Source organism: Methylocella tundrae, assembly GCF_901905185.1.
Classification (GTDB): Bacteria; Pseudomonadota; Alphaproteobacteria; order Rhizobiales; family Beijerinckiaceae; genus Methylocapsa; species Methylocapsa tundrae.
On record NZ_CABFMQ020000001.1, the window covers coordinates 39,398 to 64,863 of the forward strand.

Sequence of the window (25,466 nt, forward strand, 5' to 3'; positions counted from 1 at the left end):
CCACTAAACAAATCGCCCTGGCTGCGATGGAAGGGTTTGCGATGTCAGATCACGTTTATAAAGTCGTTGAGCTTGTCGGCTCGTCGCCCACGTCGATTGAGGACGCCATCAAAGGAGCGATCGAGCGCGCCAGTCAGACGCTCAGGAACATTCGCTGGTTCGAGGTGATAGAGACGCGCGGCCACGTCGAGGATGGCAAGGTCCATCACTTCCAGGTGATGCTGAAAGTCGGCTTTACCCTCGACGCCGAGTGACGCCTGTGGTTTCCGCCGACAGGTCGACTTTCGTGGCCGGGACGCGATCGGTTCAGGCAAGCGCCTTTTCGATTGCGTCAACGACTTCCGGCGCGTCGGGGACGGTGCGTGATCCGAACGTCCCCGCGATCGCGCCTTTTTTGTCGATCAGATATTTATGGAAATTCCACTTTGGCGTCGCGGCCTCGCCGAGTTCGCTCACGACCCATTGATAAAAAGGATGCGCGTCGGGCCCGATGACGACTTCTTTCGACGTCATCGGAAAGTCTATGTGGAATTTCACCGTGCAAAACTGCTTGATCTCGGCTTCCGTCCCCGGCTCCTGCTTGCCGAAATCATTGGCCGGAACACCGAGCACGACGAGGCCGGCGCCCTGATATTTCCGGTAGAGGGCTTCGAGCGCCTCATATTGCGGGGTGAGGCCGCAGGCCGAGGCCGTGTTGACGACAAGCACGGCCTTGCCTTTGAACGTCGAGAGGGGCAGGGCTTCGCCGTCGATGGTCTTGAACGAATAATCATAGGCGCTCATCTCGTTCTCTCTCCTGTTTATTCCGGCCGCCTCGCGGCGTTTCCTGCCTCGCCCATGTCGCCTTGGGCGTCGCCGCCTTCAGCGTATCGCGCGAGCGCGTTCTGGATGGAGCCTTCGATCTTCTTCGGAGGAGTCAGGGGCGCGAAGCGGCGCAGAGGCGTCCCATCCATTCCAATCAGAAATTTAGTAAAATTCCATTTGACGCTGCGCCCGAGCAGCCCCGGGAGCTTGGCGGTCAGCCAGGAAAAAAGCGGATGCGCGCGCTGCCCTTTCACGTCGATCTTCTCGAAGATCGGGAAGCTCACGCCGTAATTGACGAGACAGCCGTCCGCGATCGCGGCGCTGTCGCCCGGCTCCTGATTGCCGAACTGGTTGCAGGGGAATCCTAAAACGACAAGTCCGCGGCTCGCATAGGCGCGGTGCAATTGCTCAAGCCCCGCATATTGGGGCGTAAAGCCGCATTTGCTCGCCGTGTTGACGACGAGAACCACTTGACCCGCATAGCGCGAGAATTGAATTTTTTCGCCGCGCAAGGTGTTGGCGGAGAATTGGTAAAACGCGCTCATGCTCGATGCTCCGATCGCAGTCGGGAGACGAAACTCTCAGGTCAGCACGACAGCGGCCCGCCAAAAAGCGCGGCGCTTCCCGGGCGGTCAACCCGGCGCGCGGCTCAAGATCATGATCGCGCCGGAGGCGCCATGAATTCCGGACCGACCGGGTCCTTGATCTCCTCGCGCAGAATGCGATCGATTTCGGCTTTGGCGGAGGCGTCGAGCGACCAGCCGAAAACGTCGTCGATGGGCTCCAACTGGCCTGGATGGCGCGCGCCCCATAGCGCCGAGGTAATGCCCTGGTCGAGCGCCCAGCGCACGGCGAGGTCGATGACTTTTTTGCCGAAACGCTCCTTCGCCAACTGCTCGAGGCGCGCGACGGCGGAAAGATACTGCCCGAAGCGGGGCTGCTGGAACTTCGGATCTTTGCGGCGCAGATCGTCTCCCTCGAAGACGGTGTCCGTCTTCATCCGGCCAGACAGAAGCCCGCGGCAGAGCGCGCCATAGCCGAAGGTCGCGATCTCATTCTTCAGGCAATAGGGCAGAATTTCCGCCTCGATCTCGCGCTCGAACAGATTGTAGGGGGGCTGCAGCACATGCAGCGGCGCGACCTTGCGGAACCGCTCCATCTGTTCGACCGAGAAGTTGCTGACGCCGATGGCGCGGATCTTGCCCTGATCGAAGAGCGCCTTCATCGCCTCCGCGGTTTCCTCGACGGGGACGCTCGGGTCTGGCCAATGCACCTGATAGATGTCGATATGGTCCGTCTTGAGCCGCGCGAGGGAGTCCTCGATCTCGCGGTTGATGCGCTCGCGGCTGGCGTTGCGGAAGACTTTTCCATCCTTCCAGTCGAGCCCGACCTTGGTCGCGATCAGGACGCGCTCGCGCAGCCCGCCTTCGAGAGCCTTGCCGACGACTTCCTCTGAATGGCCAAATCCGTAGACGGGCGCGGTGTCGATCAGCGTGACGCCATGATCGAGAGCGGCGCGCAGCGTCGCGATCGACTGCGCGTCATCGCTGCCGCCCCACATCCAGCCGCCGATGGCCCAGGTTCCAAGCGCCACCCGCGAGACTTTCAGCGGCGTTCCTTTGATTTCGGCGAACTCGCCTTTGTCCGGCGCGAGAGCGGTCATTGGCTGGCTCCTTTGAAAATAAAATTGCGACCTGGCTTGTTGCGACCTGGCTCGTTGCGATCTGGCTTCGCGCCGCGCTCAGGCTGAGGCCACCGTAACTTTCATGCCGTCCACCGCATTGGCGGGCGGACTGAGGATGATCTGATCGCCGGGCTTCAGCCCCGATTTTACTTCGACCGTTGCGCCGTTGTCCAATTCGAGAACGATTTTGCGCATCTCAACCTTGCCGTCGCTGACGACGGCGACGCGCAGTCCGTCCTGGCCAAAAACCACCGCTTGCGAGGGAACGATAATGACCGGATTGATCCGCCGCGATTGCAGATGAATGACGCTGTAAAGACCCGCCGCCAGCTTGCCCTCCCGATTGTCGATATCCACTTCCATCAGCAGGGTGCGCGTCCCCGCGGCGAGGGCGCTGGCGTTGCGCGCGACCTTGCCGTGGAACACCTGGCCCGGCAGTTCCGATACCGTCGCGGTCGCGGGATCGCCATCCTTGAGGCCGAAGGTGAAAGCCTGCGGCACGAAGACCTGCACCCGCAGGACGTCGGTTCTTGCAACGGCGAACAGGGGCGTGCCCGAACTTGCGTCGGCTGTGACAAGATCGCCGACATCGACCAGCCGGCTGGTGACGACGCCGTCATAGGGCGCCTTGATCTGCTCAAATTCGGTCAATTGCTGAAGCCGGTTCACCGCCGCCTGCTGCGCCACGACATTGGCTTTGGCGACTGCGACCGCCGCCACGCGCGAGGCAAAAGTCAGCCGGTCCGTGTCGCCTTGCTGTGCGCTTGACCAGCCTTGCGCAACAAGACGCGAGGTTCGCTGGTCGGTGACGCGGCCAAGATCGGCGTCCGCTTCCGCCTGCTGCACCGCGGCCTGGAACTGCACGAGCTGCCCCTTTGCCTGGGCGAGCTGCTGATCGAGATCAGGCGCGGCGATCACGGCGAGAACGTCGCCTTTCTTCAGCTTGGTTCCGATGTCGGCGTTGCGGACGCTGATATAGCCGGTGGCGCGCGCAAACAGCGTCGCGGCGTCGAACGCCGCCATATTGCCTGTGAGTTCGATCGTGCGCGGGGAACTCTCCTCCTTGGCCAGCATGGTGCGCACCGTCGGCGCGGCGTTTTCTCGCGCCTCGACTTCCGCCTCAGCCTCGGCATTGCGGCTGGTGTGCGTCCACATGCCAAAACTAACGAGACCCGCGAGGACCGCGAGCGCGGCGAAGCCGGTCAGCCGCGCGGCGCTCCGCCGTTCGCCGTCGCCAGGTTTCGGATTCTGTGGCTCTCCACGCTCGTCCGGCGCCCGAAGATTTTGCGTTCTGAACGAAGGGTCTGGAGGAATGCTGTTCATGACGGCGATCCTTGATGGGTCACGCTCTCCGGGGTTTCGGCTTCGATGCGCTCAAACCGGCCGATGACGGAATAGAGGAAAGGCACGAAAAGCAAAGTCGTCATCGTGCCGACGATGACGCCGCCAAGCACGGCGCGCGCCAGCACCGCGTTCTGCTCCTCGCCAGGGCCGCCGATCGCCATTGGAATCATGCCGACGATCATCGCCGCGGCGGTCATCAGAACGGGCCGCAATCGCGTCGTGCCGGCCGACAGCGCGGCGTCGAAGGCGCTCATCCCCGCCTCGCGCTGTTCTCTGGCGAAGGTGACGAGCAGGATCGAATTCGCCGAGGCGACGCCGATCGCCATGATGGCGCCCATCAGCGAGGGCACGCTCAAGGTCGTGCCGGTGACAAATAGCACCAACAGAATGCCTGCCCCCGCGCCCGGCAGCGCGAGGATGACGGCGAGCGGATCGAGGAAGCTCTGGTAGTTGACGACCATCAGCATGTAGACGAACACCGCCGCGAACAGCAATCCGAGCGTCAAATTCTGAAACGCCGACTCCATGCTGTCGATCTGGCCGCGGACGACGATGCGATTGCCGGGTTTCAGCTGCGGCTCGACTTCGGCGACGATCTTGCGGATTGCTGACGCCACTGCGCCGAGATCCTTGTTCTGGGTGCTGCCATAGACGTCATAGACGGCCTGAATGTTAGAGTGGTTGTACACGGATTGTACGCCGATGCGTTTCGACGTGGCGATGTTTCCGAGCACCGTCGGGATCGGCGTGCCGCTCGGATCTATGCCGCTGGTCAGGGGCGTATTGTCCAGCTGGTTCTTGCTGGCGATGCGATATTCGGGCGTTTGCACGGCCATGAAATAGGGGATGCCGCTTTTCGGATCGGTCCAGAAGTTCGGCGAGACCTGCTCCGACGAACTGAGGCTGATGTTCAGATTATTGGCGACGTCCTGCATCTTCAGCTGAAGCTGCTGGGCGCGCGTGCGGTCGACCACGTAATACATTTCCGGCGCGTCCAGCTCCTGCTGGATATGGGCGTCGACGACGCCTGGAACCTTGCTCATCTTCTGCTGCAGGAGAGCTGCGACCTTCTTGTTGTTTTCGCGGTCGCGACCTTGAATTTGGACGTCGATCTGGGTCGGAACGCCAAAGTTCAGCACCTGCGTCACGAGATCGGCGGGCTGGAAATAGAACAGGACGTCGGGAAAGGCGGCGGCCAGCTCGGCGCGCAGCTTCTTGATGATTTGCGCGGTCGGCTGGTGATCCTCGCTCAGCTCGATCTGGATGACGCCGTCGTTCACTCCGATCGCGCTGCCATCCGTAAAGGCGAGATTATAGAGCCGCTGCGGCAGGCCGATATTGTCGATGACGAGCTTTAGATCCTTGGCCGGGACCGAAGCGCGGATTTTGTCTTCGACCGCCTGAAAGATCTGTTCGGTCCGCTCGATGCGGGTGCGCGCAGGCGCCCGCACATGCAGCTGGATGAGGCCCGCGTCGACGCTTGGAAAAAAGTCCGATCCGACATGGAGCGACAGAACGCCGGCGCCGGCGATGACGAGCAGAGCGACCGTCGGCGTCAGGATCTTGCGCCGGAGAATCCCGGCGAGCAGCCAGCCATAGAAGTCGCGGAAACGATCGAAGCGGGCGTTGAAGCCGGCGTGAAACCGCGCGAACCAGCCCGTCGCTTCGCCGTGCTGCTCATGTTCCTTACGGATCAGAAGCGAGATCATGATTGGGGTCAGCGTGCGCGAGATGCCATAGGAGGCGAGCATGGCGAACACGACGGCCATGGCGAGCGGCGTGAACAGATAGCGCGCGGCGCCCTGCAGGAAGAACACCGAAACGAACACGCAACAGATGGCGAGCGTCGAAATCAGGGTCGGCACTGCGATGCCGGCGGCGCCCTCGAGCACCGCTTTGTCGAAGGGCTCTCCTTCTTCCAGCAGGCGATGGGTGTTTTCGATCGTCACCGTACTGTCGTCGACGAGAATGCCGACCGCCAGCGCCAGGCCGCCGAGCGTCATCGTGTTGATCGTCTGGCCGAGCGCCGACAGCACCGCGATCGAGGTCAGGATCGACAGCGGAATCGACACCATAACAACGATCGTCGAACGCCACGAGCCGAGGAAAATGAGGATCATGAGGGCGGTCAGTCCGGCCGCGATCGCGCCTTCGTGCAGCACGCTCTGGATGGCGTTCTGCACGAACACCGACTGATCGAAGAGCAGCTCGATGTTCATGCCGGGCGGCGCCGCCCTCTTGATCTCGGGAAGCGCCGCCTTGACCCGGTTGACAACGTCGAGAGTCGAGGCGTTGCCGTTCTTGATGATGGTCAGCAAGACGGACCGCCGGCCTTCCGCGCGCACGATGTTCTGCTGCACCGCCCAGCCGTCGCGCACATGGGCGACGTCGGAGAGAAAGACGGTTGCGCCGCCAACCTGTTTGATCGGCACGTGATTGAGGTCTTCGATCGAGGGGGCGAGGCTGTTGACCTTCACGATGAACTGCTTGTCGCCCATCTTGACGTCGCCGGAAGGCAAGGTCAGGCTTTGGGCGTTGACCGCGTTGACGATGTCGTTCGGCGAGATGCCGCGCGCCCGCAGAGCGTCCGGGTCGAGATCGATCATCACCTGGCGGTATTTGCCGCCATAAGGGGTCGGCAGCGTGATGCCCGGGATCGGCGCCAGCGCCTGGCGCATCTGATAGATGCCGTAATCATAGAGCTGCTGTTCGTTCAGCCGGTCCGAGCTCAAGCTCAACTGAAGCACCGGGACCGACGACGCGCTGTACTGGATGATGATCGGCGGCTGGATGCCCGCCGGCATGAGGGCGCGGATGGAATTTGAGCCCGAGACGATCTGGGCGATCGCGAGGTCAATGCTCACATTGGGCTGGAAATAGATCTTTTCGACGGCGATGCCGGAGAGCGTCTGGCTCTCAATGTTGCGCACGTCGCTCACGCTGGAGCTGATCGAATATTCGCTATAGGTGGTGACGCGCTGTTCCATTTCATCCGGCGTCAGGCCTGTATATTGCCAGATCACCGTGACGACCGGGATGTTGATGTTCGGAAAAATGTCCTTCGGCGTCGTGAAGATCGCCGCGCCGCCAAGGAAAAGCATCATAAAGGCCAGCACGTAAAACGTGTGGCGATACCGCAGCGCGAAGCCGACAATGCCCATAATGCTCTCCGGGGATTTCTCCTTGACGTATTGTATCGTACAGTACATATCAAGTGCATTATGCAAGTCTCACCTGCTTTTGAATGAAAACAGCCGCTGTAAAGGTTGACTTTTCTCAGGTTCCGGCAGGAAGCCGCCTCGCTGCGCGGCGGGCCGCCTTCCTGTCCGCGGCCCGGACGGTGTTCCAGGAGAAGGGCTTCGCCGAAGCGACGCTTGACGATGTGATCGCGCTATCGGGCGGATCGCGGCAGACGCTTTATTTGCTTTTTGGCGGCAAGAAGGGCCTTCTCGAGGCGCTCATCACCGAGACCGCCGAGACGATTTTCCGCGGCCTCACCCCTGAGAAACTGGCGCCGCAGCCGCCTGAACAGGTTTTGACCGAATTCGGCGTCCGCTACCTTGAGATCGTGACCTCTCCGGCGGCCTTGAGCATCAATCGCCTGATCATCGCCGAGGCCGCGCGCCTTCCAGACATCGCCGAACGCTACTGGCAATTGGGTCCTGGCCGCAGCCGGGATTTCCTCACCGATTTTTTCGACAGGCAAATCGAACGCGGGCGGCTCCAAATGCCCGATAGCCGCAGGGCGGCGGATCATTTTCTCGAAATGCTGTCCGGGACGCTGCGATTCCAGTGCCTGATCGGCGTGCGGACCTCCCCGGACAAATCGGAAATCGAGGAGATCGCAGCGGCGGCCGTGGCCCAGTTCTTCGTCGGCTGCGCCGCCGCGACGGCGCCGGGCTGAGACTCCTCAAAATCCCTCGAGTACGATTTTTCCTCTGGCTTTGCCGCTCTCGATCAGCGCATGCGCCTTCCGGAGGTTCGCGGCGCTGATCGGCCCAAGGTTTTGCGCCAGCGTCGTGCGAAGGACGCCGGCGTCGAGGAGGCCCGCGACCTCCTCAAGGAGATGGTGCTGGGCGATCATGTCGGGCGTCTCGAACAGCGATCGCGTGAACATGGACTCCCAGTGCGTCGAAACCGCCTTCTGTTTCAGGAGGCGGACGTCGATGGCGGCGGGATCGTCGATCAGGCCGAACCTGCCTTGAGGCCTGATCGCCTCGACGATCGCCGGAAAATGCTGATCCGTCGCGGTGAGGCTTGCGATATAGTCGACGGGGCCGAGCCCGAGCGCGCGCAACTGCTCGACGAAGGGTTTCGTGTGATCGATGACATGATGGGCGCCGAGCTCCAGGCACCAGTCGCGGCTCTCCGGCCGCGATGCGGTGGCAATGACGGCGAGGCCCGTCAGGCGGCGCGCGAGCTGGATCAGGATCGAGCCAACCCCGCCCGCACCGCCGATGATCAGAAGGCTGGAGCCGACTGATCCTTCGCCGCGGCTGACGCCGAGACGGTCAAACAGCAATTCCCAGGCGGTTATCGCGGTGAGAGGCAGGGCGGCGCCCTCGGCGTCGCTCAGCGTCTTTGGCTTGTGGCCGACGATGCGCTCATCGACAAGGTGAAGCTCGGCGTTGGTTCCCTGACGGACGATGGAGCCCGCGTAGAACACCGCTTCGCCCGGTTTGAACAAGGTGACCTCCGCGCCGATGGCTTCGACTGTGCCGACGGCGTCCCAACCAAGAATTTTAACCGCTCCCGGCTCCGGCGCGCTGCGCTTGCGCACCTTTGTGTCGACCGGGTTGACCGACACCGCCTTCACCGCGACGAGGAGGTCGCGCGGCCCGGGCGCCGGCGCGGCAATGTCGAGGTCAAGCAGCGCATCGTCTGCTTCAACGGGAAGGGACGTCCGGTAGCCGACAGCTTTCATCGGTTTCTTCTCCGCTGGCGCATGATTGCAGTCGCGAGGGCGTGCAAATTGTGTGGATCACGCTCGACCAAGCAAAATTCGCGGGCGCGATCGATTCAAATTCCCGTCATCCTGGATCCGATGAAACGCAAATCCGCCTTGCGCCGAACAGCGCCGTCGCCGCGCCTGGCGCTGATCAGTCGCAGCCGATAAATGAAACGCCGGCGCGAGGGGCGCTTGTGGAAGCGCGTCGGGGCGCGTTAAAACCGGCCGAAGCTCGGCCGCGCGGCGCGGGGACAATATCCGATCTCGCGAGACGGATGAAGGCGCAAGGACCGCCATCGAGCCGACACGAAGGGAAGAAAAGCCATGTTCACGAAAAAGAGCCTGACCCTTGCCGACGCCAAGGCGATCGCGGCGGCGGCGGAAGCCGAAGCGCTGAAAAACAACTGGAACGTCACGATTTCCATCGTCGATGATGGCGGCAACCTCATTTATTTGCAGCGTCTCGACGACGCAGGCATTGGCTCCGTCGCCGTGTCGCAGGAGAAGGCGCGCACCGCCTTCCTGTTCAAGCGGTCGACGAAAAGCATCGAAGAGGCTGTCGCCGGCGGCCGCGCGGTGATGCTGACGCTTCCGGGGGCCACGCCGATCCAGGGCGGCCTGCCTTTGCTCAACGAGGGCCGAGTCGTCGGCGCCATCGGCATTTCGGGAGTGCAATCCTCGGAGGACGAGCAGATTGCGCGGGCCGGGGTCGAGGTCGCGGCAAAGCTGTGACGTCAAGGCCCCTCGATCGGTAAGGCGCCGCTCCTCGCATCCATTTCATGGCCGCGGCGTTTCACTGGCTTCAACGTGTCTTTGGCCGGACGGAAATTGACAAACCGATTGGGGTCATCCACGACTTGCTTTCATAACAGAAGTCAAACGAGAACGTCGCTCGCAAGGGACAAAGGACCGCCGCGGCGACCGCATTGATCGGAGATGTAAATGGGTGAGGCGGATACCGGGCTGGCGGCAGCCAATCCATCAGTAAGAGCGGCGCGGGCGAAACGCGGCGGCCTGCTTGGCGTGATCTTCGCTTTTTCGGCTTCGGCCGCCTGCGCGCAGGGACTTGAGGGAACCCCTGAGGAGCGCGAGGCCTGCACGCCAGACGCGCTGAATTTGTGTCAGGCCTATATTCCGGACGCGGAGCGCATCAAAGAATGTTTGATCCAGCATGTCAGCGATCTCAGTCCTGCCTGTCGTGAAGTCTTCGAACCGAAGCAAAAGAAATCCGGACTGGAGTATTTTACGGTTGCGCCGAACCGGAAAATTTCTCTAGCCTCTTATCCGATCCTGTTCTGACCAGGCGGCCCGGCGTCCCCTCGCATGAAAAGGCGCTGAGGCGGAGGCGGCCCGCGGTTGCGGGATAAATGCGATCTGAGCCGCTGGCCGGAGAAAGTCAAAGACACGTGCCGCCCTGGCCGCCGGTGATCGCCAACCATCCGCAGATCGCTGTCGCGATCGCAGCTCTTTTCGTCGCGGCGCTTTCCCTGCTCATATTATCCTTCCGGCGCGACGCAATGTGGCGGCTTGCCGGGAGGATCGGGCTTTTTATTGCGCTTACCGCCGTTCTCGTCAGTCAGGGAATCGAGCCTTATCTGCCAAGCGGCGAGCCCGCGCCAGGCGCGACGGGCCAGACCGGCGTTTATCTCCTCGAGATTTTATGGTGGGTCGCGCTGGCGCGAAGTCTCGTCGGCATCGTCGACGCCTTTGTAATCTTTGAGCGAAGGCCGCACGAGAGCCGGCTGTTCCAGCAGCTGATCGCCGGCCTGATTTACCTCGGCGTTCTTTTGGCGATTGTCGGTAACGTCTTCAATGTTCCCGTCGGCGCGCTTTTCGCGACGTCGGGCGCCGTCGCCATCATCGCAGGTCTTGCCCTTCAGAGCACCCTCGCGGACGTTTTTTCAGGCATTGCGATCAATCTTGGACGATCGTATCGCATCGGCGACTGGATCATCATCGACGGCGGAATCGAGGGCAAGATCGTCGAAGCCAATTGGCAGGCCGTTCATTTCCTGACCGCAAGCCATGATCTTGCGATCATACCGAACAGCGTTCTCGCCAAAGCCAAGCTCATCAACGTCAGCTATCCCGACGAGGCGCATGTCGTCACAACCGCCGTGCGGCTCGAGCCGACCATTCCGCCCTCGCATTTCGTCGATATCGCCCTCGAGGTGCTGGCGAGTTGCAACGTCATCCTGCATGATCCCGCCCCTAACGTCGCGATCAAGTCGCTCAGCGCGTCCGCGATCGAGCTGGAGCTGAGATATCGCATTCCCAACCGGTCGGTTGTCGACGACGCGCGAAATGAAGTTCTGGATCGCGTTTTCCGGCACGCCGCGGCGGCTGGACTGAAGTTTGCTCCGGCCCAGGGGGACGTCTTGCCGCCTGCGGCGGGCGCGGAGGCGACGCAGCCAATGCGGACGCCCGAGCGAATCATCAAGAATCTGCCGTTGTTCTCCTCGCTCGGCAATGAGCACATGACCTTGCTCGCCGAAAAGATGAAACGTACGGAATACGCGGCCGGCGAGGCTGTGATCGAGCGCGGCGCCGTGTCGCAAACGCTCGCCATCCTGCAGTCGGGCGCGCTTGCGCTTTATCATGAAGTGAACGGGCGCGAACATGAATTGGTGCGGCTCGCGCCCGGCGATTATTTCGGTGAAGGCGGTCTTTTGCTCGGAGAGCCGCAGCACGGCACGATCAGGGCGCTGACCCACGCGGTCGTCTACGAAATCAAGGCGGACGATCTTGCTCCCGTTCTGCGTGAGCGCCTGACCCTTTCGCAGGAGCTGGGGCAGGCCCTGGCCCGCCGCCGCGCCATGCAGGCGGCGGACGAAGCCGCCGGGTCAGGCCGCGCCGAGCATTCCGCAAAGCGCCTGGCGGATCGCATCAGAGAATTGTTCCAGCTCGACCTGTCCTCCTCACGCTGAGGATGACGAGAGAAGCCTGCGCTGCCGATTACCTTGCCGGCGGCGGCAAGGCGAGCGGCTGCCGGAACCTGACGATCTGCCGGTTATCGTCTCCATCGACGATTTCGACGCTTGCCAGCGCTTCCTCTCCGGCGTCGACAAAAACATCGCGGGGCTTGGCGATCAGATGATCGATCCCATCGAGCGCGACTTCGATGATGTTATCCTTAGGGTCGTAGACGAGGCCGATGAGCGGCAGCCACGAGGCTTCAACCTGGTCGCCGAGCTTTAGGGATGCGACTTCGATCTCCGCCTGCGCGCCTTTCAGCGTCTTGCTCAGATGGTCGAAATATGGACCCCATTCGGCTTTTTCGAGTTTTTTCGCGGTCATGACAATCTCCCTGCCTGAATTATTCGAGGCGTTCGATCCGAAGAACTTTTCGAAGTGTAGCGCCCCAAGCTCGCCCGCGTTTGCGATAAGACAAACCGGGACGCAGACTAGCGCGCCAAACCGAGGCTGGCCAGCACAGGCTTGAGGTCGACGCCGCGTCATAGAAGGGGAAAAATGAAGGATTGGGATTTGAGACGCTCGCGCTCGGGGCGATAGTTGGCGCCGCCATGAGTCTTGGGTGAAAACGGATGTTGCGCCGATGAAAGCGATGATTTTTGAAGGTCCCGGCAAACCCCTCTCTCTGAAGGAGGTTGCGCCGCCGCGGCCGGACGAGCATCAACTGCTGATCAAGGTGCGCGCCTGCGCCGTGTGCCGCACGGACCTCCATATCATCGACGGGGAACTGACGCGGCCGAAACTGCCGCTCATTCCTGGACACGAGATTACCGGCGTGGTGGCGGGCCTCGGCGCGAAAGTGACGCGCTTCAAGCTCGGCGATCGCGTCGGCGTGCCCTGGCTTGGCTGGACCTGCGGCGTTTGCGATTTCTGCCGGTCCGGCCGTGAAAACCTATGCGACAAGGCGCGTTTTACCGGTTACGACATCGACGGCGGCTTTGCGCAATTCACCGTCGCCGACGAGCGCTTCAGTTTTTTGCTGCCAGACGCTTATTCCGACGTCGCGGCGTCGCCGCTGATGTGCGCAGGGCTGATCGGCTACCGGTCTTTGCGGCTTGCCGGCGAAGGACGTCGCCTTGGCATTTACGGCTTCGGCGCCGCAGCGCATATCATCACGCAGGTCGCAAAGCATCAGGGCTGGGAGATCTATGCCTTCACCCGGCCGGGTGATGAGGGGGCCGAGGCTTTTGCCCGTGAATGCGGCGCAGTCTGGGCCGGCGGCTCCTTGACGGCGCCGCCCGCGCCTCTCGACGCCGCGCTGATTTTCGCTCCCGTCGGGGCGCTGGTTCCGGCCGCGCTGCGCGCGCTGGCGAAGGGCGGAACCGTCGTTTGCGGCGGCATTCACATGAGCGACATACCGGCCTTTCCCTATGCCGATCTCTGGGAGGAGCGGATGATCCGCTCCGTCGCAAATCTGACGCGGCGGGACGCTGAGGAGTTTCTCGCCCTCGCCCCGGAGGTTCCGGTCAAAACCTCGACCACCCTCTATCCGCTGGAGCGCGCCAACGAGGCGCTCGAGGATCTGCGCCATGGCCGCATTTCTGGCGCCGCCGTGCTCGCGCCGCCAGACATTTCCACGTGAGACGTGAGCATGGATCAGTCAATCATTGGCAGTCTCATTCGTCTCGTTCTGGTGAATTTCTCGAGCGTTCTCTTCATTGCAGCGCTGGCCTGCGCGGCATTGGATCGCAAAGGTCCGGCGGCGGAGCGCACGCTCTCCTGGCTGCTGCTTCTGCCGATCGGGATCGGCGGCTTGTGGAGCGCCTTCTTCCATCTCGCCTACCCCGAGATGACCGCCCGATTCATTGGCTGGGAGAACAGCCCCTTTCAGTTCGAGGTCGGCATGGCTGACCTTGCGTTCGGCGTCGCCGGCTGCGCCGCTTTTCGCGCCAGCTTCGGCTTTCGGGCCGCGACCGTGCTGGTCAATGCTATCTTTCTCCTCGGCGACGCCGCCGGGCATGTGCGGCAGATGATCGCCGCGGGAAATTTTGCTCCCGGCAACGCCGGCCCGGTCTTCTATCTCGACATTATCCTCCCGCTCGCCAGCATAGCGCTTCTTCTCATGTCGCGCCCGCGCCGTCCCGCCAAAGGGCGATAAAGCTCAGCTTGCGTCGACGCGGTCCGCCATCGCGTCGAAAATCTCGTCGCGCGCGGCCTCAAGATGGGCGGTCTCTCCCCAGCTTACCAAAAGCCAGCGGCCGTCCCGTCTCTCGATCCAGTTCAGCGCGGCGTTGAGCAGCGGGAAATCGCGTTTCGCCTGAAGCCCCTGGCCCGTCGCGAGCCGGCGCACGACGTCAAGCACGCCGCCATGCGTCACGACAAGCACCGTCTCGCCGCGCCGCTGGTCAGCAGCGCTCGTCAAAGCCGCCTCGATGCGCGCTGAAAAATCGCGCAGGCTCTCGCCGCCGCCGGGCGGAGCGTGGTCCGGTTCACGTGCGCGAAATCGGGCGTAATCGGATGGGTAGCGCGCTTGCGCCTCCGCGTGCGTCAGCCCTTGAAACACCCCAAGACAGCGTTCCCGCAAGGCCGGCGTCGCCACGATATCGAGGCCAAGGCCCGGCGAAGCGTCCGTCGCCGTCTGCAAGGCGCGCGCAAGGTCGCTGCTGTAGATTGCATTAAAGCTCAGCGTCGCGAGCGTCCTTGCCGCCGCTTTCGCCTGCGCTCGTCCGACGTGGTTCAAGGGGATGTCCACATGGCCTTGCAACCTGCCGGCCGCGTTCCAAGCGGTTTCACCGTGGCGGATCAGGCAAAATCTGGTCGGCATCTAAAATTCCGTCTGACAATGCTGTTGGATGGAGAAGGGCGTGTGTGAATTTGACTTTTCGCCAAATGAACTTTGGCTGAGAGGATCCGTTAATGCTATGCTAGCTGCGTGTCGCTTCAATGGCCAATGCTCTAGCTGGAGCCGGGACGATCATGCTGATATTCGACTTTGCCCCGATCGGCGGTGAGATCAGAATAGGCGAGGAAGAGCCTCTCCGGCTGCGCGAATTGATCGCCGGCTTGCGGTCCGGGTCGCTGCCTGCGACGCTCATTCTTGATCGGGTTGAGCCGGACCTTTCCGATGAAATCCGCGCCGTTGCAGCGCATAGAGGCGTCTCCGCCGAGAGTTTTATTGTCAACGCGCTGGTGAATTTCGCCTTGGACGCCGCTGATCAAGCCTGGCGGCGGATGTCGCGGCGAACCGCCCATTCCGAGGCCGATGGCGAAGCTGAGGCGTTGAGCAATCTCCTTTCGGAAGCTTTGCGCCGGATTCTTGTTCGAGACCTTCGGATCGGGTCCGAGTGGCCTGCCGAGAAATCGGCCGCAACGCTCGGGCGTCGCGTCGGAACCGCCTGAGGCTGCTCCGCCAGCCGCCGAATCTGATCGTCGCGAGCTATCGTCCCCTTGCGATGAAGGGAGCCGCTGTCATTCCAGCGAGAGCGCGGCCTCGGCGGGATGCGGCGGCTCATTCGGGAATGTCGACTCCCAGCCGCCGCCGAGCGCTTTGTAGAGCTGGATGAGATTGGTCGAGACGTTGGTCGTGCTTTGCGCAAGCTGCTGCTGCGCCTGAAGGAGAGTGCGCTCCGCGTCAAGTACGGTGATGAAGTCCGCGACGCCATTGTTGTAACGTGTGCGCGACAGCGCCAGCGCTTCGCGCGAATGATCGACCTCCGCCTTCAGGCTGTCGCGCCGCCGTTGTTCGGCGCCGTAAGCGTTGAATGCATTGATGACGTCATGCCAGGCCTGAAGCACGGTCTTGTGATAGTTGATGGCGGCTTCCTGTTCCTGGCTGGTGCGCAGCTGGAGGGTGGATTTCAGCCGGCCGCCCTCAAAAATCGGCAGCTCGACGGCTGGTCCAGCCATATATTGCAGCGAACTGCCTTTCCAGAGCGTTTTGAGGGAAAGCGCATTGAGTTCGATATTGCCGTTCAATTTGACGCTCGGATAGAAATCGGCGACGGCGACGCCGATATTCGCGGTCGCCGCATGCAGCTGCGCCTCCGCCGCCCTGATGTCAGGGCGCCTCCGCGCCAGCTCCGAGGGAATCCCGAGCGGAGCTCGCGGCGGGGTCGGCGCCGCCGGCTTCACGCGCGCGAGTTCGCCCTTCAACGCGCCCGGCTGTTCGTCGAGGATCAGGCTGATCGCGTTGATATCGACGTCGACCTCGTTTTCGAGGCTGGGCAACTGCGCGCGGATGCTCTCAACGAGCGCGGCGGCGTTTTCGACATCGAGGCCGCTCGTCAATCCTTTGGCGGCGCGTGTGCGCGTCAGCGCCAGAATTTCGCTGGCGCTCTTCAGATTGTCGTTGGCGATGGCGATCTGCGCCTGCGCGCCGCGCAGCGCCACATAATCGCGCGCGACTTCGGCGAAGGCTGAAACGAGCACGTCCCGGCGCTGATATTCCGCCATCTCCACCTGCGCATCGGCCGCCTCCACCTGACGTCTGACATGGCCCCAGATGTCGAGCTCCCACGAGGCGTCAAAGCCGGTCTGCCAGACGCTAACGGGCGGTATGTTCAGATTGGGTCCGGCCAGGCTCAGGACGCCGTTCTTGCTGTAGAGTTCGCGCTGGTAGGAGCCGTTGCCGTTGATCGAGGGCAGCGCCGCCGAGGCGGCGACGCCGCGCTGGTCGCGGCTCTCGCCGAGCCGCAGCGTCGCCGTCGCGACGTCAAGATTGGCGTCCGCGACGCGGTTGACGAGCGAGGTCAGGGTCGGATCATGAAACGCCTTCCACCAGGCGGCGTCGGCGGGGGCGCGAGCGGCGTCGGCCGTCGCCGCGTCCGCCGCTCTCTCCTCCTGGCTGCGCGCCACGGGCTTGCCGAAAAAGGAGGCGCGCGGCAGCAATGGATCGGGCGGCGTGAAATCCGGTCCGACGGAATAGCAGCCGCTCGTCAAAAGAGAAGCCAGCGTCGCCGCCGCCAACCCTATGCCGTGTCTCTTGATCATAAAAGTCCCGATCATAAGGGTTCTGACGCGGTCCGCGCAGAAATCAAGTCCCGCCCGCATTTCTCTGCACTCAGAATGTCATTCATCATATCAAGAACGCGGTTTCGAAAAAGGGCGGCTTTGCCGCATTATCACAGCGATCAAAATGAACTTCATTGTTGAAGCCGTCATAGTCTAGTGGACCGCGGCGGCCGGACCGCCGCCAGCCTTTTTGTTGGTCAGGAAGAAACAGAAGGGCACGACGCAGAAGGCGACGACGCCCACGTAAAGGAACACATCGGAATAGGCGAGGATCTGCGCCTGGGCGCGGAAGGCCTGATAGACCATTCCGACCGCGAGGTCGTGCGCGGCGCCTGCCGCGTGTCCCATTCCGACAAGCGTTCTTTGGTAACTTGCGACCAGCTCGTTATAGGGTTGATGGAAGGGCGTCGCCCATTTCGAAAGCTGCGCCTGATGCGCTTGCGTCCGCTCGGTGATCATCGCCGTCGCGAGTGAGATTCCGACCGAGCCGAACACGTTGCGGAACATGGTGAACAGCGCCGTCGCATCGCCGTTCAGGCGCCGCGGCAAGGTGATATAGGCGATCGTGCTGATCGGAACGAACAGAAAAGCAAGTCCCGCGGTCTGCGCCGCGCGCATCGTCACCAGCGTGAAGAAATCGATGTTCGGCGTCAGGCGGCTCGAATAGAAAAACGCCGCCCCCATGACGAAGAATCCGGTCGCGATGATGAGGCGGGTCTGAACGAAGCGCATCGCCACGCCGATGATCGGGATCAGCAGGATGATCGCTATGCCGCCTGGAGAGAGAATGAGGCCCGACCAGGTCGCGTTATAGTTGATCACCGTTTGGGCGAATTGGGGAATGACGACGGCGCCTGCGTAAAGAGTGGCGCCGACGGCGGAGATGCAGACGCACCCCATCGCAAAATTCTTGTCTTTGAAGACGTCGAGATTGACGATTGGATGCTTTGCGACCTTGAGCCAGACGATCGCGCCAATGATGCCGAAAATGGCGAGGCCCGCCATCACCTGGATGAAGGATGAGCTGAACCAATCTTCATCCTCGCCACGGTCCATCATCACCTGCAGGCAGCCGAGGCCGAGCGTAATCAGAGCGAGGCCGATGACATCGATGCGCCGCGACATCCGTTTTGCCCAGGGCGGGTCCTCGACCAGAACGGAGACGAAGAACACGGTGATCAGGCCAACCGGCAGATTGGCGAAGAAAATCCAGCGCCAGTTGTAAGTGTCGGTAATGAGGCCGCCAAGGGTCGGTCCGAGCACGGGGGCGACGATGGTTGCAATCGCCGTCACGCCGAACGCTGCGCCGCGTTTTTCGGGCGGAAATGTGTCGAGGATGATCGCCTGCTGGCTCGGCTGCATGCCGCCGCCGAAAAAGCCCTGCAGCAGGCGGAAGGCGACGAGCTGCGGCAGGCTGTCCGCGATGCCGCAGAGAAACGAGCACACGGTGAACATCGAGATGCAGATGATGAAATAGCGCTTGCGGCCGATGACCGAGCTGAGCCAGCCTGAAATCGTCAGAACGATGCCGTTGGCGACGAGATAAGAGGTGAGAGCCCAGGTCGCCTCATCGTTGCTCGATGAGAGGCTGCCGGCGATATGCGGCAGCGCGACATTGACGATCGTCGTGTCGAGGATTTCCATGAACGCCGCCAAGGTGACGACGACGGCGATCGCCCATGGATTGTGTCCCGGCTTCCATGCGGCCTCCGCCTCATGTCCGTGCGAATGGGCTGCCGCACGGGACTTTGAGCCCTTTGCGCCAGCCTCGCGCGATCTTGCCCCGGGCGAGCCGGCGGCCCGCGCAACGGCCGCGCTCATTTCAGCTTCACCGTCGGCACGACGGAGACGCCGAGGGGAAGCGGCAGTTTTGGATCGAGGCCGCTGTCGATGACGATTTTGACCGGCACGCGCTGAACGATCTTCACGAAATTACCGGTCGCATTCTCTGGCGGGAAGGCCGTGAATTTCGATCCCGATCCCAGCTGAATGCTGTCGACGTGGCCCTTCAGATCAAGATGGGGATAGGCGTCGACTTCAATGTCGACCGGCTGGCCCGGACGAATGCGGTCGAGCTGGGTTTCCTTGAAATTGGCCGTCACCCAGACATCCGGCGAGACGATCGAGAAGATCGACTGGCCGGGCGTCACATAATTGCCGACCTCGACGTTGCGTTTGGTGATCCAGCCGTCCTGCGGCGCCCGCACGACAGTCCACTCGAGGTTCAAATTCGCCTGATCGAGTTTTGCCTGAGCCTGTTCGACCTGGCCATGGAGCTGGCCGACTTCCGCGTCGGCCTGGCCGATCCGTTGCGGCACGGGCTCTGCCTGCGCCACCTGCGCTTCGGCGAGCGCCACCTGAGCTTCGGCCTGGCGCAGCGCCGCGGTGGCGGCGTCGACTTCCTGCTGAGTTGTCGCCGGCTTCGGCAGGCTGCGCTGGCGTTGATAATCGGCTTGCGCCCTCGCGGCGGCGGCCTGCGCGGAGGCAAGCTGCGCCTGCGCCTGCTTCAATTGCGCCGGGAAATTCTTCCGCGCCACTTCCGCGCCGAGTTTGAGGCCAGCGAGCTGCGCCTTGGCGAGATCAAGCGCGCCCTGGGCGGAATCGCGATTCTGGATATATTGCCTCGGATCAATATGGATCAGCGCCTCGCCCTTGCGCACGAACTGATTGTCGCTGACATCAAGCGAGACGACGAGTCCCGAGATCTGCGGCGCAATCGTCACTGCGCGGCCGTCGGTATAGGCGTCGTCCGTTGATTGAATATCGCGCGTCGACAAATAGAGATAAGCGCCGCCCGCGACGAGCGCCGCGATGACAAGGAAACCGACAAGCAGGAAGGAGCGCTTCTTCTTGGGAGGCTGCGCCGTGTCTTCAGATGGGGTGTCGTCCTCTTCCCCTGTCGGACGATCCTCCTCCGCCAGTTCGGGGGCGTCGGCCTCGGGGGCCTTCTCACCGTATTCGCGCAACAGCTCAGTCTCTGATTGTCGATCCATCTTGCAATCCGTCGAACCTGGGGGATGCTGCTCAAACCAATAAGGCTTGCGCGAAGGGCCTATTCCGGTGCATAGCATCTATCAACCGAACTCTTTGGTACGGTTACAGCGTGAAAGCATGCAAGTCAACGATGTCCATTCTCTCTCAAGCAAAGCGGGTGCCGCGCGGCGACAAACGCCGTGACGAGATCGCCGCTGTTGCTGAGGATGTGTTTCTTGAGCGCGGTTATGCTGAGACGACGATGCAGATCATTGCCGCGCGCGCGGGCGCCTCAAAGGAAACGCTCTACAGGCACTTTGGCTCCAAAGAAGCGATGTTTTCCGAGGTCGTGCGGCGCCGCTCTTTGCGCATCACAGGCGGCGAGGAGAGCGAATTATCTGGTCGGCCCGAGAAAGTTCTCCTCGATTTGGCGCTGAACCTCCTGCGCTTCCTCAGCAGCGCGGATTCGCTTTGTCTCTATAGGGTCGTTGTGGCGGAGGCGCCGAGGGAGCCAGACCTTGGCCGCATTTTCTATGCGCAGGGTCCAGGCCGCGTCCTTAATCGGATCACGGGCTATCTCGAGGCGGCGACCAAACGCGGGGAGCTGCGTTGCGCCGATGCCGATCTGGCCGCGAGGCTCTTTCTCGGCGCCGTCATCGCCCATCACCAATGTCTGAGCCTGGTTGGGGGGGCAGTGTTTTCCGACACGCAGCGGTCGAGCCACGCAAAAGAGGCCGTCGCTCTGTTTATGGCGCGCTATGGCGTCTGAATCGAGGCCCGCGCATCTATGATGATCGCGTGAAGAAACTTGGGGCCATGCGCGCCTCTGACGAGCGTCCCCTCGATGTCAGCCGTGCCGCTCGCGCCGGTGATGAGATTCACATTGCGAGGCGCCCCGGCGCCCTTTTCGGCCAGCGCATAATCTTCGAGGTAGAGAAGGATCCGCTCGCGTTCGATAACGCAGATGTGATGCAGCGGCAGGAAGGACAGTAAGGTCGCAGACGTGGGTCCCGAGTGGAACACGAAGGTTCCAGTCTCTGCGATGGCCCAGCGCGCCTTTGCGACGGCGAGCCTTTCATCGCCGGCGATCGCCGTCTTGAGGGTAAAGCCGCTCCAGTCGAGCCGCCGCAAATCCGGATCGGGCTGCAACGCCAGCGCATGTTCGAGGCCGTGAGCGTCACAATAGCGGGCGACCGCGGCCGGTGTGTCTTCAAGCTTGCCGATGCGATCGACGCTGGCGCCGACGACCTTGGCTGAGACAAGCCGCGCGGCGAAGGCGTCCACGACATCGCCGCCGGGAAGGCGGGGGCGGCTCTCGTTCGATTCCAGCGCCAGCGCAGCGGCCTGCGCCGCGATCTCGGCCGGGTCATTTGCTTCGCGGCGCAGGTTGCGCCGGATCGCGGCCAGAATTTCCTCCCTTACGCTCAAGAGGGAGTCTTTCGGTTGTGCGCGCGGTAGTCCTCAAAAAAGCTGCGCGCGGGCGGCTTGGGGAAATCGCGATAGCGGGTCCAGCCGGAAGCCAGGGGCAGTTTGCTGATCCAGCCTTCCTTGGCAAAGAGCCGGATCGCCCGGATCGCGAGCCGCGTTCCGATGCGGTAAAGGAACGGATAGGTGGCGGCGAACGCCCATAATCCGAGAAAGCTGCGCTGCGTCTTCGGCTCCAGCCCTTCGGCCCAGCTTTTTTCGCGCCATCCCCGCAACATCGTCGGCAATGGAATGTCGACCGGACAGACTTCCTGACAGCGGCCGTTGAGGGTGCAGGCATTCGGCAAATCGCGCGACTTCGCCAGGCCGTCGAGAACCGGAGTCAGCACCGAGCCCATCGGTCCCGGATAGACGCCGCCATAGGCATGGCCGCCGATTTCATTGTAGACGACGCAATGGTTCATGCAGGCCCCGCAGCGCACGCAGCGCAGCATCGCGGCAAGGCCCTGCGCCAGCATACGCGTGCGGCCGTTGTCGACGAGAACGATATGGAATTCGCGCGGTCCGTCGAGGTCGCCGGACTGCTTTGGGCCGCAATGGAAGGTCGTATATTGGGTAATGTCGGCGCCCGTCGCCGAGCGCACCAGCAAACGCAAAAGCACGAAAGCGTGGGAGAGGCTCGGCACGAGCTTTTCGATGCCCGCCGTCACGATATGGACGCGCGGGATGGTCGTCGTCAGCTCGGCATTGCCTTCATTCGTGACGGTGCAGACGGCGCCGCTGTCGGCGATGAGAAAGTTCGCGCCGCTGATCCCCACATCCGCGCCGAGAAAGCTGCCGCGTAATTCGCGCCTTGCGCTTTCGACCATGGAGCCGACGTCGTCGCCGTTGAGAGGCATGTGGTGATGCTCGCGAAACAGCGCGGCGATGTCTTCGCGCTTGTGATGCAGGGCGGGCCAGATGATGTGCGAGGGCCGGTCATGGGCAAGCTGGACGATGTGCTCGGCAAGATCGGTCTCGACGCGCGTCAAGCCGGCTTCGTCCATCGCATGGGGCAGCCCAATCTCTTCGCCCAGCATCGACTTGGAGCGCGTCACCGTCTGCGCCTTTGCGTCCCGGCAAATGCCGATGACGATGCGGCAGGCCTCGTCCGCGGTCGCGGCATAATGCACGACGGCGCCGGAGGCGCGGGCGTTGCGCTCGAACTCGATCAGATAATGATCGAGGTTTTCGATCACGTGATCCTTGATGCGGCGGCCGAGATCGCGGGCTTTTGCAAAACCCGGCCAATCGGCGACGGCGGCCTCGCGCTTTTGCCGCGCCGTGCGCGTCGTGCGGTCGATCGCGATCTTGAGATTGGGGTCTGCGAGCGCGGCGTCGGCGCGCGCCTTGAAGGAATCGACGGATGCCGCGTGCGCTGGAGCTGACATTGCTTAGGCTTCCTCGCCGATCGCCGGACCATTGCCCATGCCGGCAAGGATTTCGGCGACGTGAAAAGCGCGGACGCGGGAGCCGCGCCGGTGCAGTTTACCGGCCATGTTCATGAGGCAGCCGAGATCGCCGCCAAGAAGCAGGTCGGCCTGCGTCGATTCGATGTTTTTTGCCTTCGCTTCGACGATCGCATTCGAGATCGACGGATATTTGACGCAGAATGTGCCGCCGAAGCCGCAGCAGGATTGAACCTCGGGCAGCGGCGTCAGGATCAAGCCTTCGACGTCGGCGAGAAGAGCGCGCGGCTGCCGTTCGACTTTGAGTTCGCGCAGGCCGGAACAGGTATCATGGTAAGTGGCGCTCGCCCGCAGCTTCACGCCCTCGGGGCGATAGCGGCAAATGTCGACGAGGAAGCTGATCAGCTCATATCCCTTGGCCGCCAGATTTTCCGCGCGCGGGCGCCACAGAGGATCGTCTGCGAAAAGCTCCGGATAATGCAGCTTGATCATGCCCATGCAGGAGCCTGAAGGCGCCACGACATAATCGAAATCCTCGAAGGCGGCGATGACCTTTTTGGCGATTTTGCGCGCGTCGGCCGAATCTCCCGAATTAAAGGCCGGCTGGCCGCAGCAGGTCTGAAGGCGTGGCGCAATCACCTCGCATCCGGCGCGCTCCAGAAGGGCGAGCGCGGCGAACGCCATGCGCGGCCGGAACATATCGGCAAGGCATGTGACGAAAAGTCCGACCTTGAGCATGGGCTTAATGCAGCATCATCCACGTGAATCATAGGCCTGCGGCGTTGCGAGGCAAGTTTTCTCGCTTAATGAACCGGAATCATCCACGGCGTGACATACTGCTGCACCAACACGATGAGCCCAAGCAGCAGGGTCAGCACAATGCTGTGCTTGAAAGTGCGCGCGAAGACCACGCCCTCCTGCCCTTTAAGATCGGTCACCGAAGCGCCGGTCGAAATGTTCTGCGGCGAGATCATCTTGCCCATCACCCCGCCCGAGGAGTTGGTGGCCGCGATGAGCACGGGATTGAGGCCAAGCTGATTGGCCGCCACGACCTGCAAGTTGCCAAACAGCGCGTTGCCTGATGTGTCGCTGCCGGAGAGGAACACCGCGATCCAGCCGAGGAACGGCGAGACAAGCGGAAAGATGAACCCCATTGAGGCGACGCCAAGGCCCAGCGTGTAATTCAGCCCTGAGTAGTTCATCAGATAGGCGAGCCCCACGATCAGGGCGACGGTCAGAATGGCGAGTCGACTCTGCCGCCAGGTAGTGCCAATGCACCCGATGAACCGGCGAGGGCCGACGCCGACGAGGGCGGCGGTGAGGATCGTGGACAGCAGGATCGCGGTGCCTGTCGCCAGTGGCTGGAACACCCAGTTCGCGGCGTAAGGCTTGTTATTGTAGAGAGTGATAAGCACCTCATTGTGCAGGCCGGGCCATGGAATCGACTGCTGGCCGATCGTGAACACCTTGAGATGGGTCCAAACGATCACGACCGCCGAGACAATGAGCCAGGGCAGCCATCCCTGCCACGCGGACATCTGACTTCCATGCGCTTTCGGGGCGAGATCGGCGCCGCCTGTTTGAACGGTCCGGAGCGAAACCGAAAACTCCGGGTCGGGCGCGGGCTTCCAGACGCGGAGGAAAGCCAGCGTCGCGATCAACGCGGTGAGCGATGAGAGCACATCGGTCAGCGCATAGTCGAGATAGTTCGAGGAGACGAACTGGCCGAACGCAAAGCTGCCTCCCGCGACGGCCAGCACGGGCCACAAGGCGCGCACCGAGCGCATCCCGCCGTAGATCGCCATGACGTAGAACGGCAGCAGCATCGCTATAAACGGCAGCTGCCGCCCGATCATGGCGCCGAGCGTCACCGGCGAGAGGCCTGTGACCTGGCCAAGCACCGTGACGGGCGCGCCGAGCGCGCCGAACGCGACGGGCGCCGTGTTGAAAATCAGCGTGAAGGTGAGCGCCTCGAGCGCCGGAAAGCCGACGAGGATCAGCAAGGCGCTGGTGATCGCGACCGGCGTGCCGAAGCCGGAGATGCCTTCGAGGAGACAGCCGAAACAGAAGCCGATGACAACCAGCACGATTCGGCGGTCATTCGGCAGGTGGTTCAGAACCCAATCGCGGAACGCATCAAAACGGCCGGATATGACCGAAATATTATAGAGCAACAGCGCGTTAAAGACGATCCACATCACCGGCCATAGAGCGAACACCGCGCCCGCGACAATGCTGTTGAGGGCGAGCGGGACCGGAAATCGCCAGACGAGGACAGCGATGAAAAAGGCGACGACGAGTCCGCCCAGCGAGGCCTGCCATGCCGGGCGGCGCAACACGCCGAGCATGACCAGCACGACGACGATCGGCACAGCCGCGACCACAAAGGACAAGGCCAGGTTGCCCGCAACCGGCGTCAGCAATTGATGGAACATATTTCCTCCCCGTTTTATTTCTTGTCGATCGTCTTGTTACGTGCGCGGAACAGTTCGGCAATTACGCGCGGTGCGGCGGCTCGCCGCGTCGAGTCGCGCGCGAGACAGGCAGCGTCGCTCATGGGCGCTTCAAAACCCATTCCTGATGACATTATCAAGACAGAGCCAGCGTGTGCGCTGGTTTTGGCGAAGGAGAGTGACCGACCCGAGGAGAGAAAGGAATGGCGGCTTGGCGAGGGAGAAGCGACGCTACGGGGGCGCCAAACGGATCACAGACCTGCCGCCACATTCGTGTTTTCTCCGCCAGGGCGATAAGTTTCGACCCTTCGCCAGTTTCAGAAGCCGCCTAAGAACGGCCTCCCGCATCGTTTGTTCGCGCATCCCCGCAGGGCGCCTTTTGTGCGCGGCGCGCACACGAAAGCAGCGTCAATTCTGCCGAAAGGATTCGCAGATAACTGAACCAGCGTGCATTTGTGGCAGGG

Annotated in this window: 23 protein-coding genes and 1 pseudogene; 9 read left to right on the forward strand and 15 right to left on the reverse strand. The window is 62.4% G+C overall.

The genetic code is table 11. From position 1 onward, the window contains the following. Positions 1 to 41 precede the first annotated feature (41 nt). Positions 42 to 254, forward strand: a complete 213-nt coding sequence (locus MPC4_RS00130) for a dodecin (protein ID WP_134492532.1) — start codon at positions 42 to 44, stop codon at positions 252 to 254. A gap of 52 nt (positions 255 to 306) precedes the next feature. Here MPC4_RS00130 and MPC4_RS00135 read toward each other — a convergent pair whose 3' ends face one another. From MPC4_RS00135 to MPC4_RS00155, 5 genes and pseudogenes are all read right to left on the reverse strand, one after another. Beyond that, a complete protein-coding gene (locus MPC4_RS00135; protein ID WP_174510737.1) occupies positions 307 to 783 on the reverse strand; it encodes a glutathione peroxidase in 477 nt (158 codons plus the stop codon). A 92-nt stretch (positions 784 to 875) separates the two neighbouring features. Then, a pseudogene (locus MPC4_RS00140) lies at positions 876 to 1,349 on the reverse strand (glutathione peroxidase); the annotation flags it as partial. 110 nt (positions 1,350 to 1,459) lie between these two features. Further along, on the reverse strand, positions 1,460 to 2,467 hold the full coding sequence (locus MPC4_RS00145; RefSeq protein ID WP_174510739.1) for an aldo/keto reductase: 1,008 nt from the start codon (positions 2,465 to 2,467) through the stop codon (positions 1,460 to 1,462). 78 nt (positions 2,468 to 2,545) lie between these two features. Beyond that, positions 2,546 to 3,811, reverse strand: a complete 1,266-nt coding sequence (locus MPC4_RS00150; protein WP_174510740.1) for an efflux RND transporter periplasmic adaptor subunit — start codon at positions 3,809 to 3,811, stop codon at positions 2,546 to 2,548. Further along, a complete protein-coding gene (locus tag MPC4_RS00155) occupies positions 3,808 to 6,993 on the reverse strand; it encodes an efflux RND transporter permease subunit (RefSeq protein ID WP_174510741.1) in 3,186 nt (1,061 codons plus the stop codon). Before MPC4_RS00155 ends, MPC4_RS00150 begins: the two co-directional genes overlap by 4 nt. 83 nt (positions 6,994 to 7,076) lie before the next feature. Between MPC4_RS00155 and MPC4_RS00160 the strand changes: the two genes are divergently transcribed. Then, a complete protein-coding gene (locus MPC4_RS00160; protein WP_174510742.1) occupies positions 7,077 to 7,736 on the forward strand; it encodes a TetR/AcrR family transcriptional regulator in 660 nt (219 codons plus the stop codon). A gap of 6 nt (positions 7,737 to 7,742) precedes the next feature. Here the strand turns inward: MPC4_RS00160 and MPC4_RS00165 are convergent, their stop codons facing one another. After that, the gene (locus tag MPC4_RS00165) at positions 7,743 to 8,756 is read right to left on the reverse strand and encodes a zinc-binding alcohol dehydrogenase family protein (RefSeq protein ID WP_174510743.1); all 1,014 of its coding nucleotides are present in this window, start codon (positions 8,754 to 8,756) and stop codon (positions 7,743 to 7,745) included. A 348-nt stretch (positions 8,757 to 9,104) separates the two neighbouring features. Here MPC4_RS00165 and MPC4_RS00170 point away from each other — a divergent pair, with 348 nt between their 5' ends. The 3 genes from MPC4_RS00170 to MPC4_RS00180 all read left to right on the forward strand — a co-directional run bounded on the left by MPC4_RS00170 (position 9,105) and on the right by MPC4_RS00180 (position 11,707). Next, positions 9,105 to 9,512, forward strand: coding sequence for a GlcG/HbpS family heme-binding protein (locus tag MPC4_RS00170; protein WP_174510744.1), 408 nt, complete (start codon positions 9,105 to 9,107; stop codon positions 9,510 to 9,512). A 210-nt stretch (positions 9,513 to 9,722) separates the two neighbouring features. After that, positions 9,723 to 10,079 (forward strand): hypothetical protein, encoded by a 357-nt coding sequence (locus MPC4_RS00175; protein WP_134490117.1) that lies wholly within the window; start codon positions 9,723 to 9,725, stop codon positions 10,077 to 10,079. 68 nt (positions 10,080 to 10,147) lie between these two features. Next, the gene (locus tag MPC4_RS00180) at positions 10,148 to 11,707 is read left to right on the forward strand and encodes a cyclic nucleotide-binding domain-containing protein (RefSeq protein ID WP_174510745.1); all 1,560 of its coding nucleotides are present in this window, start codon (positions 10,148 to 10,150) and stop codon (positions 11,705 to 11,707) included. A gap of 28 nt (positions 11,708 to 11,735) precedes the next feature. On the opposite strand, the gene MPC4_RS00185 is transcribed toward MPC4_RS00180, so the two are convergent. Then, a complete protein-coding gene (locus MPC4_RS00185) occupies positions 11,736 to 12,077 on the reverse strand; it encodes a DUF5335 domain-containing protein (RefSeq protein ID WP_134490113.1) in 342 nt (113 codons plus the stop codon). A 259-nt stretch (positions 12,078 to 12,336) separates the two neighbouring features. Here MPC4_RS00185 and MPC4_RS00190 point away from each other — a divergent pair, with 259 nt between their 5' ends. Both MPC4_RS00190 and MPC4_RS00195 read left to right on the forward strand, forming a co-directional pair. After that, on the forward strand, positions 12,337 to 13,335 hold the full coding sequence (locus tag MPC4_RS00190) for a zinc-dependent alcohol dehydrogenase family protein (RefSeq protein ID WP_174510746.1): 999 nt from the start codon (positions 12,337 to 12,339) through the stop codon (positions 13,333 to 13,335). Positions 13,336 to 13,344: 9 nt separating this feature from the next. Beyond that, on the forward strand, positions 13,345 to 13,851 hold the full coding sequence (locus MPC4_RS00195; protein WP_174510747.1) for a DUF6790 family protein: 507 nt from the start codon (positions 13,345 to 13,347) through the stop codon (positions 13,849 to 13,851). Between the two features lie 3 nt (positions 13,852 to 13,854). Here the strand turns inward: MPC4_RS00195 and MPC4_RS00200 are convergent, their stop codons facing one another. Then, the gene (locus tag MPC4_RS00200; RefSeq protein ID WP_174510748.1) at positions 13,855 to 14,517 is read right to left on the reverse strand and encodes a histidine phosphatase family protein; all 663 of its coding nucleotides are present in this window, start codon (positions 14,515 to 14,517) and stop codon (positions 13,855 to 13,857) included. 152 nt (positions 14,518 to 14,669) lie between these two features. Here MPC4_RS00200 and MPC4_RS00205 point away from each other — a divergent pair, with 152 nt between their 5' ends. Further along, positions 14,670 to 15,092 (forward strand): hypothetical protein, encoded by a 423-nt coding sequence (locus tag MPC4_RS00205; protein WP_174510749.1) that lies wholly within the window; start codon positions 14,670 to 14,672, stop codon positions 15,090 to 15,092. 69 nt (positions 15,093 to 15,161) lie between these two features. On the opposite strand, the gene MPC4_RS00210 is transcribed toward MPC4_RS00205, so the two are convergent. From MPC4_RS00210 to MPC4_RS00220, 3 genes are all read right to left on the reverse strand, one after another. Continuing rightward, positions 15,162 to 16,682: an efflux transporter outer membrane subunit gene (locus tag MPC4_RS00210; protein WP_174510750.1), complete on the reverse strand. Its 1,521-nt coding sequence runs from the start codon at positions 16,680 to 16,682 to the stop codon at positions 15,162 to 15,164. 174 nt (positions 16,683 to 16,856) lie between these two features. Next, a complete protein-coding gene (locus MPC4_RS00215) occupies positions 16,857 to 18,524 on the reverse strand; it encodes a DHA2 family efflux MFS transporter permease subunit (protein WP_174510751.1) in 1,668 nt (555 codons plus the stop codon). Continuing rightward, positions 18,521 to 19,696, reverse strand: coding sequence for an HlyD family secretion protein (locus MPC4_RS00220; RefSeq protein WP_174510752.1), 1,176 nt, complete (start codon positions 19,694 to 19,696; stop codon positions 18,521 to 18,523). The genes MPC4_RS00215 and MPC4_RS00220 overlap by 4 nt, the downstream gene beginning before the upstream one ends. Positions 19,697 to 19,827: 131 nt before the next feature. Between MPC4_RS00220 and MPC4_RS00225 the strand changes: the two genes are divergently transcribed. After that, on the forward strand, positions 19,828 to 20,445 hold the full coding sequence (locus MPC4_RS00225) for a TetR/AcrR family transcriptional regulator (RefSeq protein WP_174510753.1): 618 nt from the start codon (positions 19,828 to 19,830) through the stop codon (positions 20,443 to 20,445). Here the strand turns inward: MPC4_RS00225 and MPC4_RS00230 are convergent. The 4 genes from MPC4_RS00230 to MPC4_RS00245 all read right to left on the reverse strand — a co-directional run bounded on the left by MPC4_RS00230 (position 20,433) and on the right by MPC4_RS00245 (position 24,984). Next, a complete protein-coding gene (locus MPC4_RS00230) occupies positions 20,433 to 21,104 on the reverse strand; it encodes a LutC/YkgG family protein (protein WP_174510754.1) in 672 nt (223 codons plus the stop codon). The two genes, MPC4_RS00225 and MPC4_RS00230, sit on opposite strands and share 13 nt — an antisense overlap. Beyond that, positions 21,101 to 22,531 (reverse strand): LutB/LldF family L-lactate oxidation iron-sulfur protein, encoded by a 1,431-nt coding sequence (locus MPC4_RS00235; protein ID WP_174510755.1) that lies wholly within the window; start codon positions 22,529 to 22,531, stop codon positions 21,101 to 21,103. The genes MPC4_RS00230 and MPC4_RS00235 overlap by 4 nt, the downstream gene beginning before the upstream one ends. Positions 22,532 to 22,534: 3 nt before the next feature. Further along, positions 22,535 to 23,287, reverse strand: coding sequence for a (Fe-S)-binding protein (locus MPC4_RS00240; protein ID WP_174510756.1), 753 nt, complete (start codon positions 23,285 to 23,287; stop codon positions 22,535 to 22,537). A gap of 65 nt (positions 23,288 to 23,352) precedes the next feature. Beyond that, positions 23,353 to 24,984, reverse strand: a complete 1,632-nt coding sequence (locus MPC4_RS00245) for an L-lactate permease (protein WP_174510757.1) — start codon at positions 24,982 to 24,984, stop codon at positions 23,353 to 23,355. Positions 24,985 to 25,466: the final 482 nt, after the last annotated feature.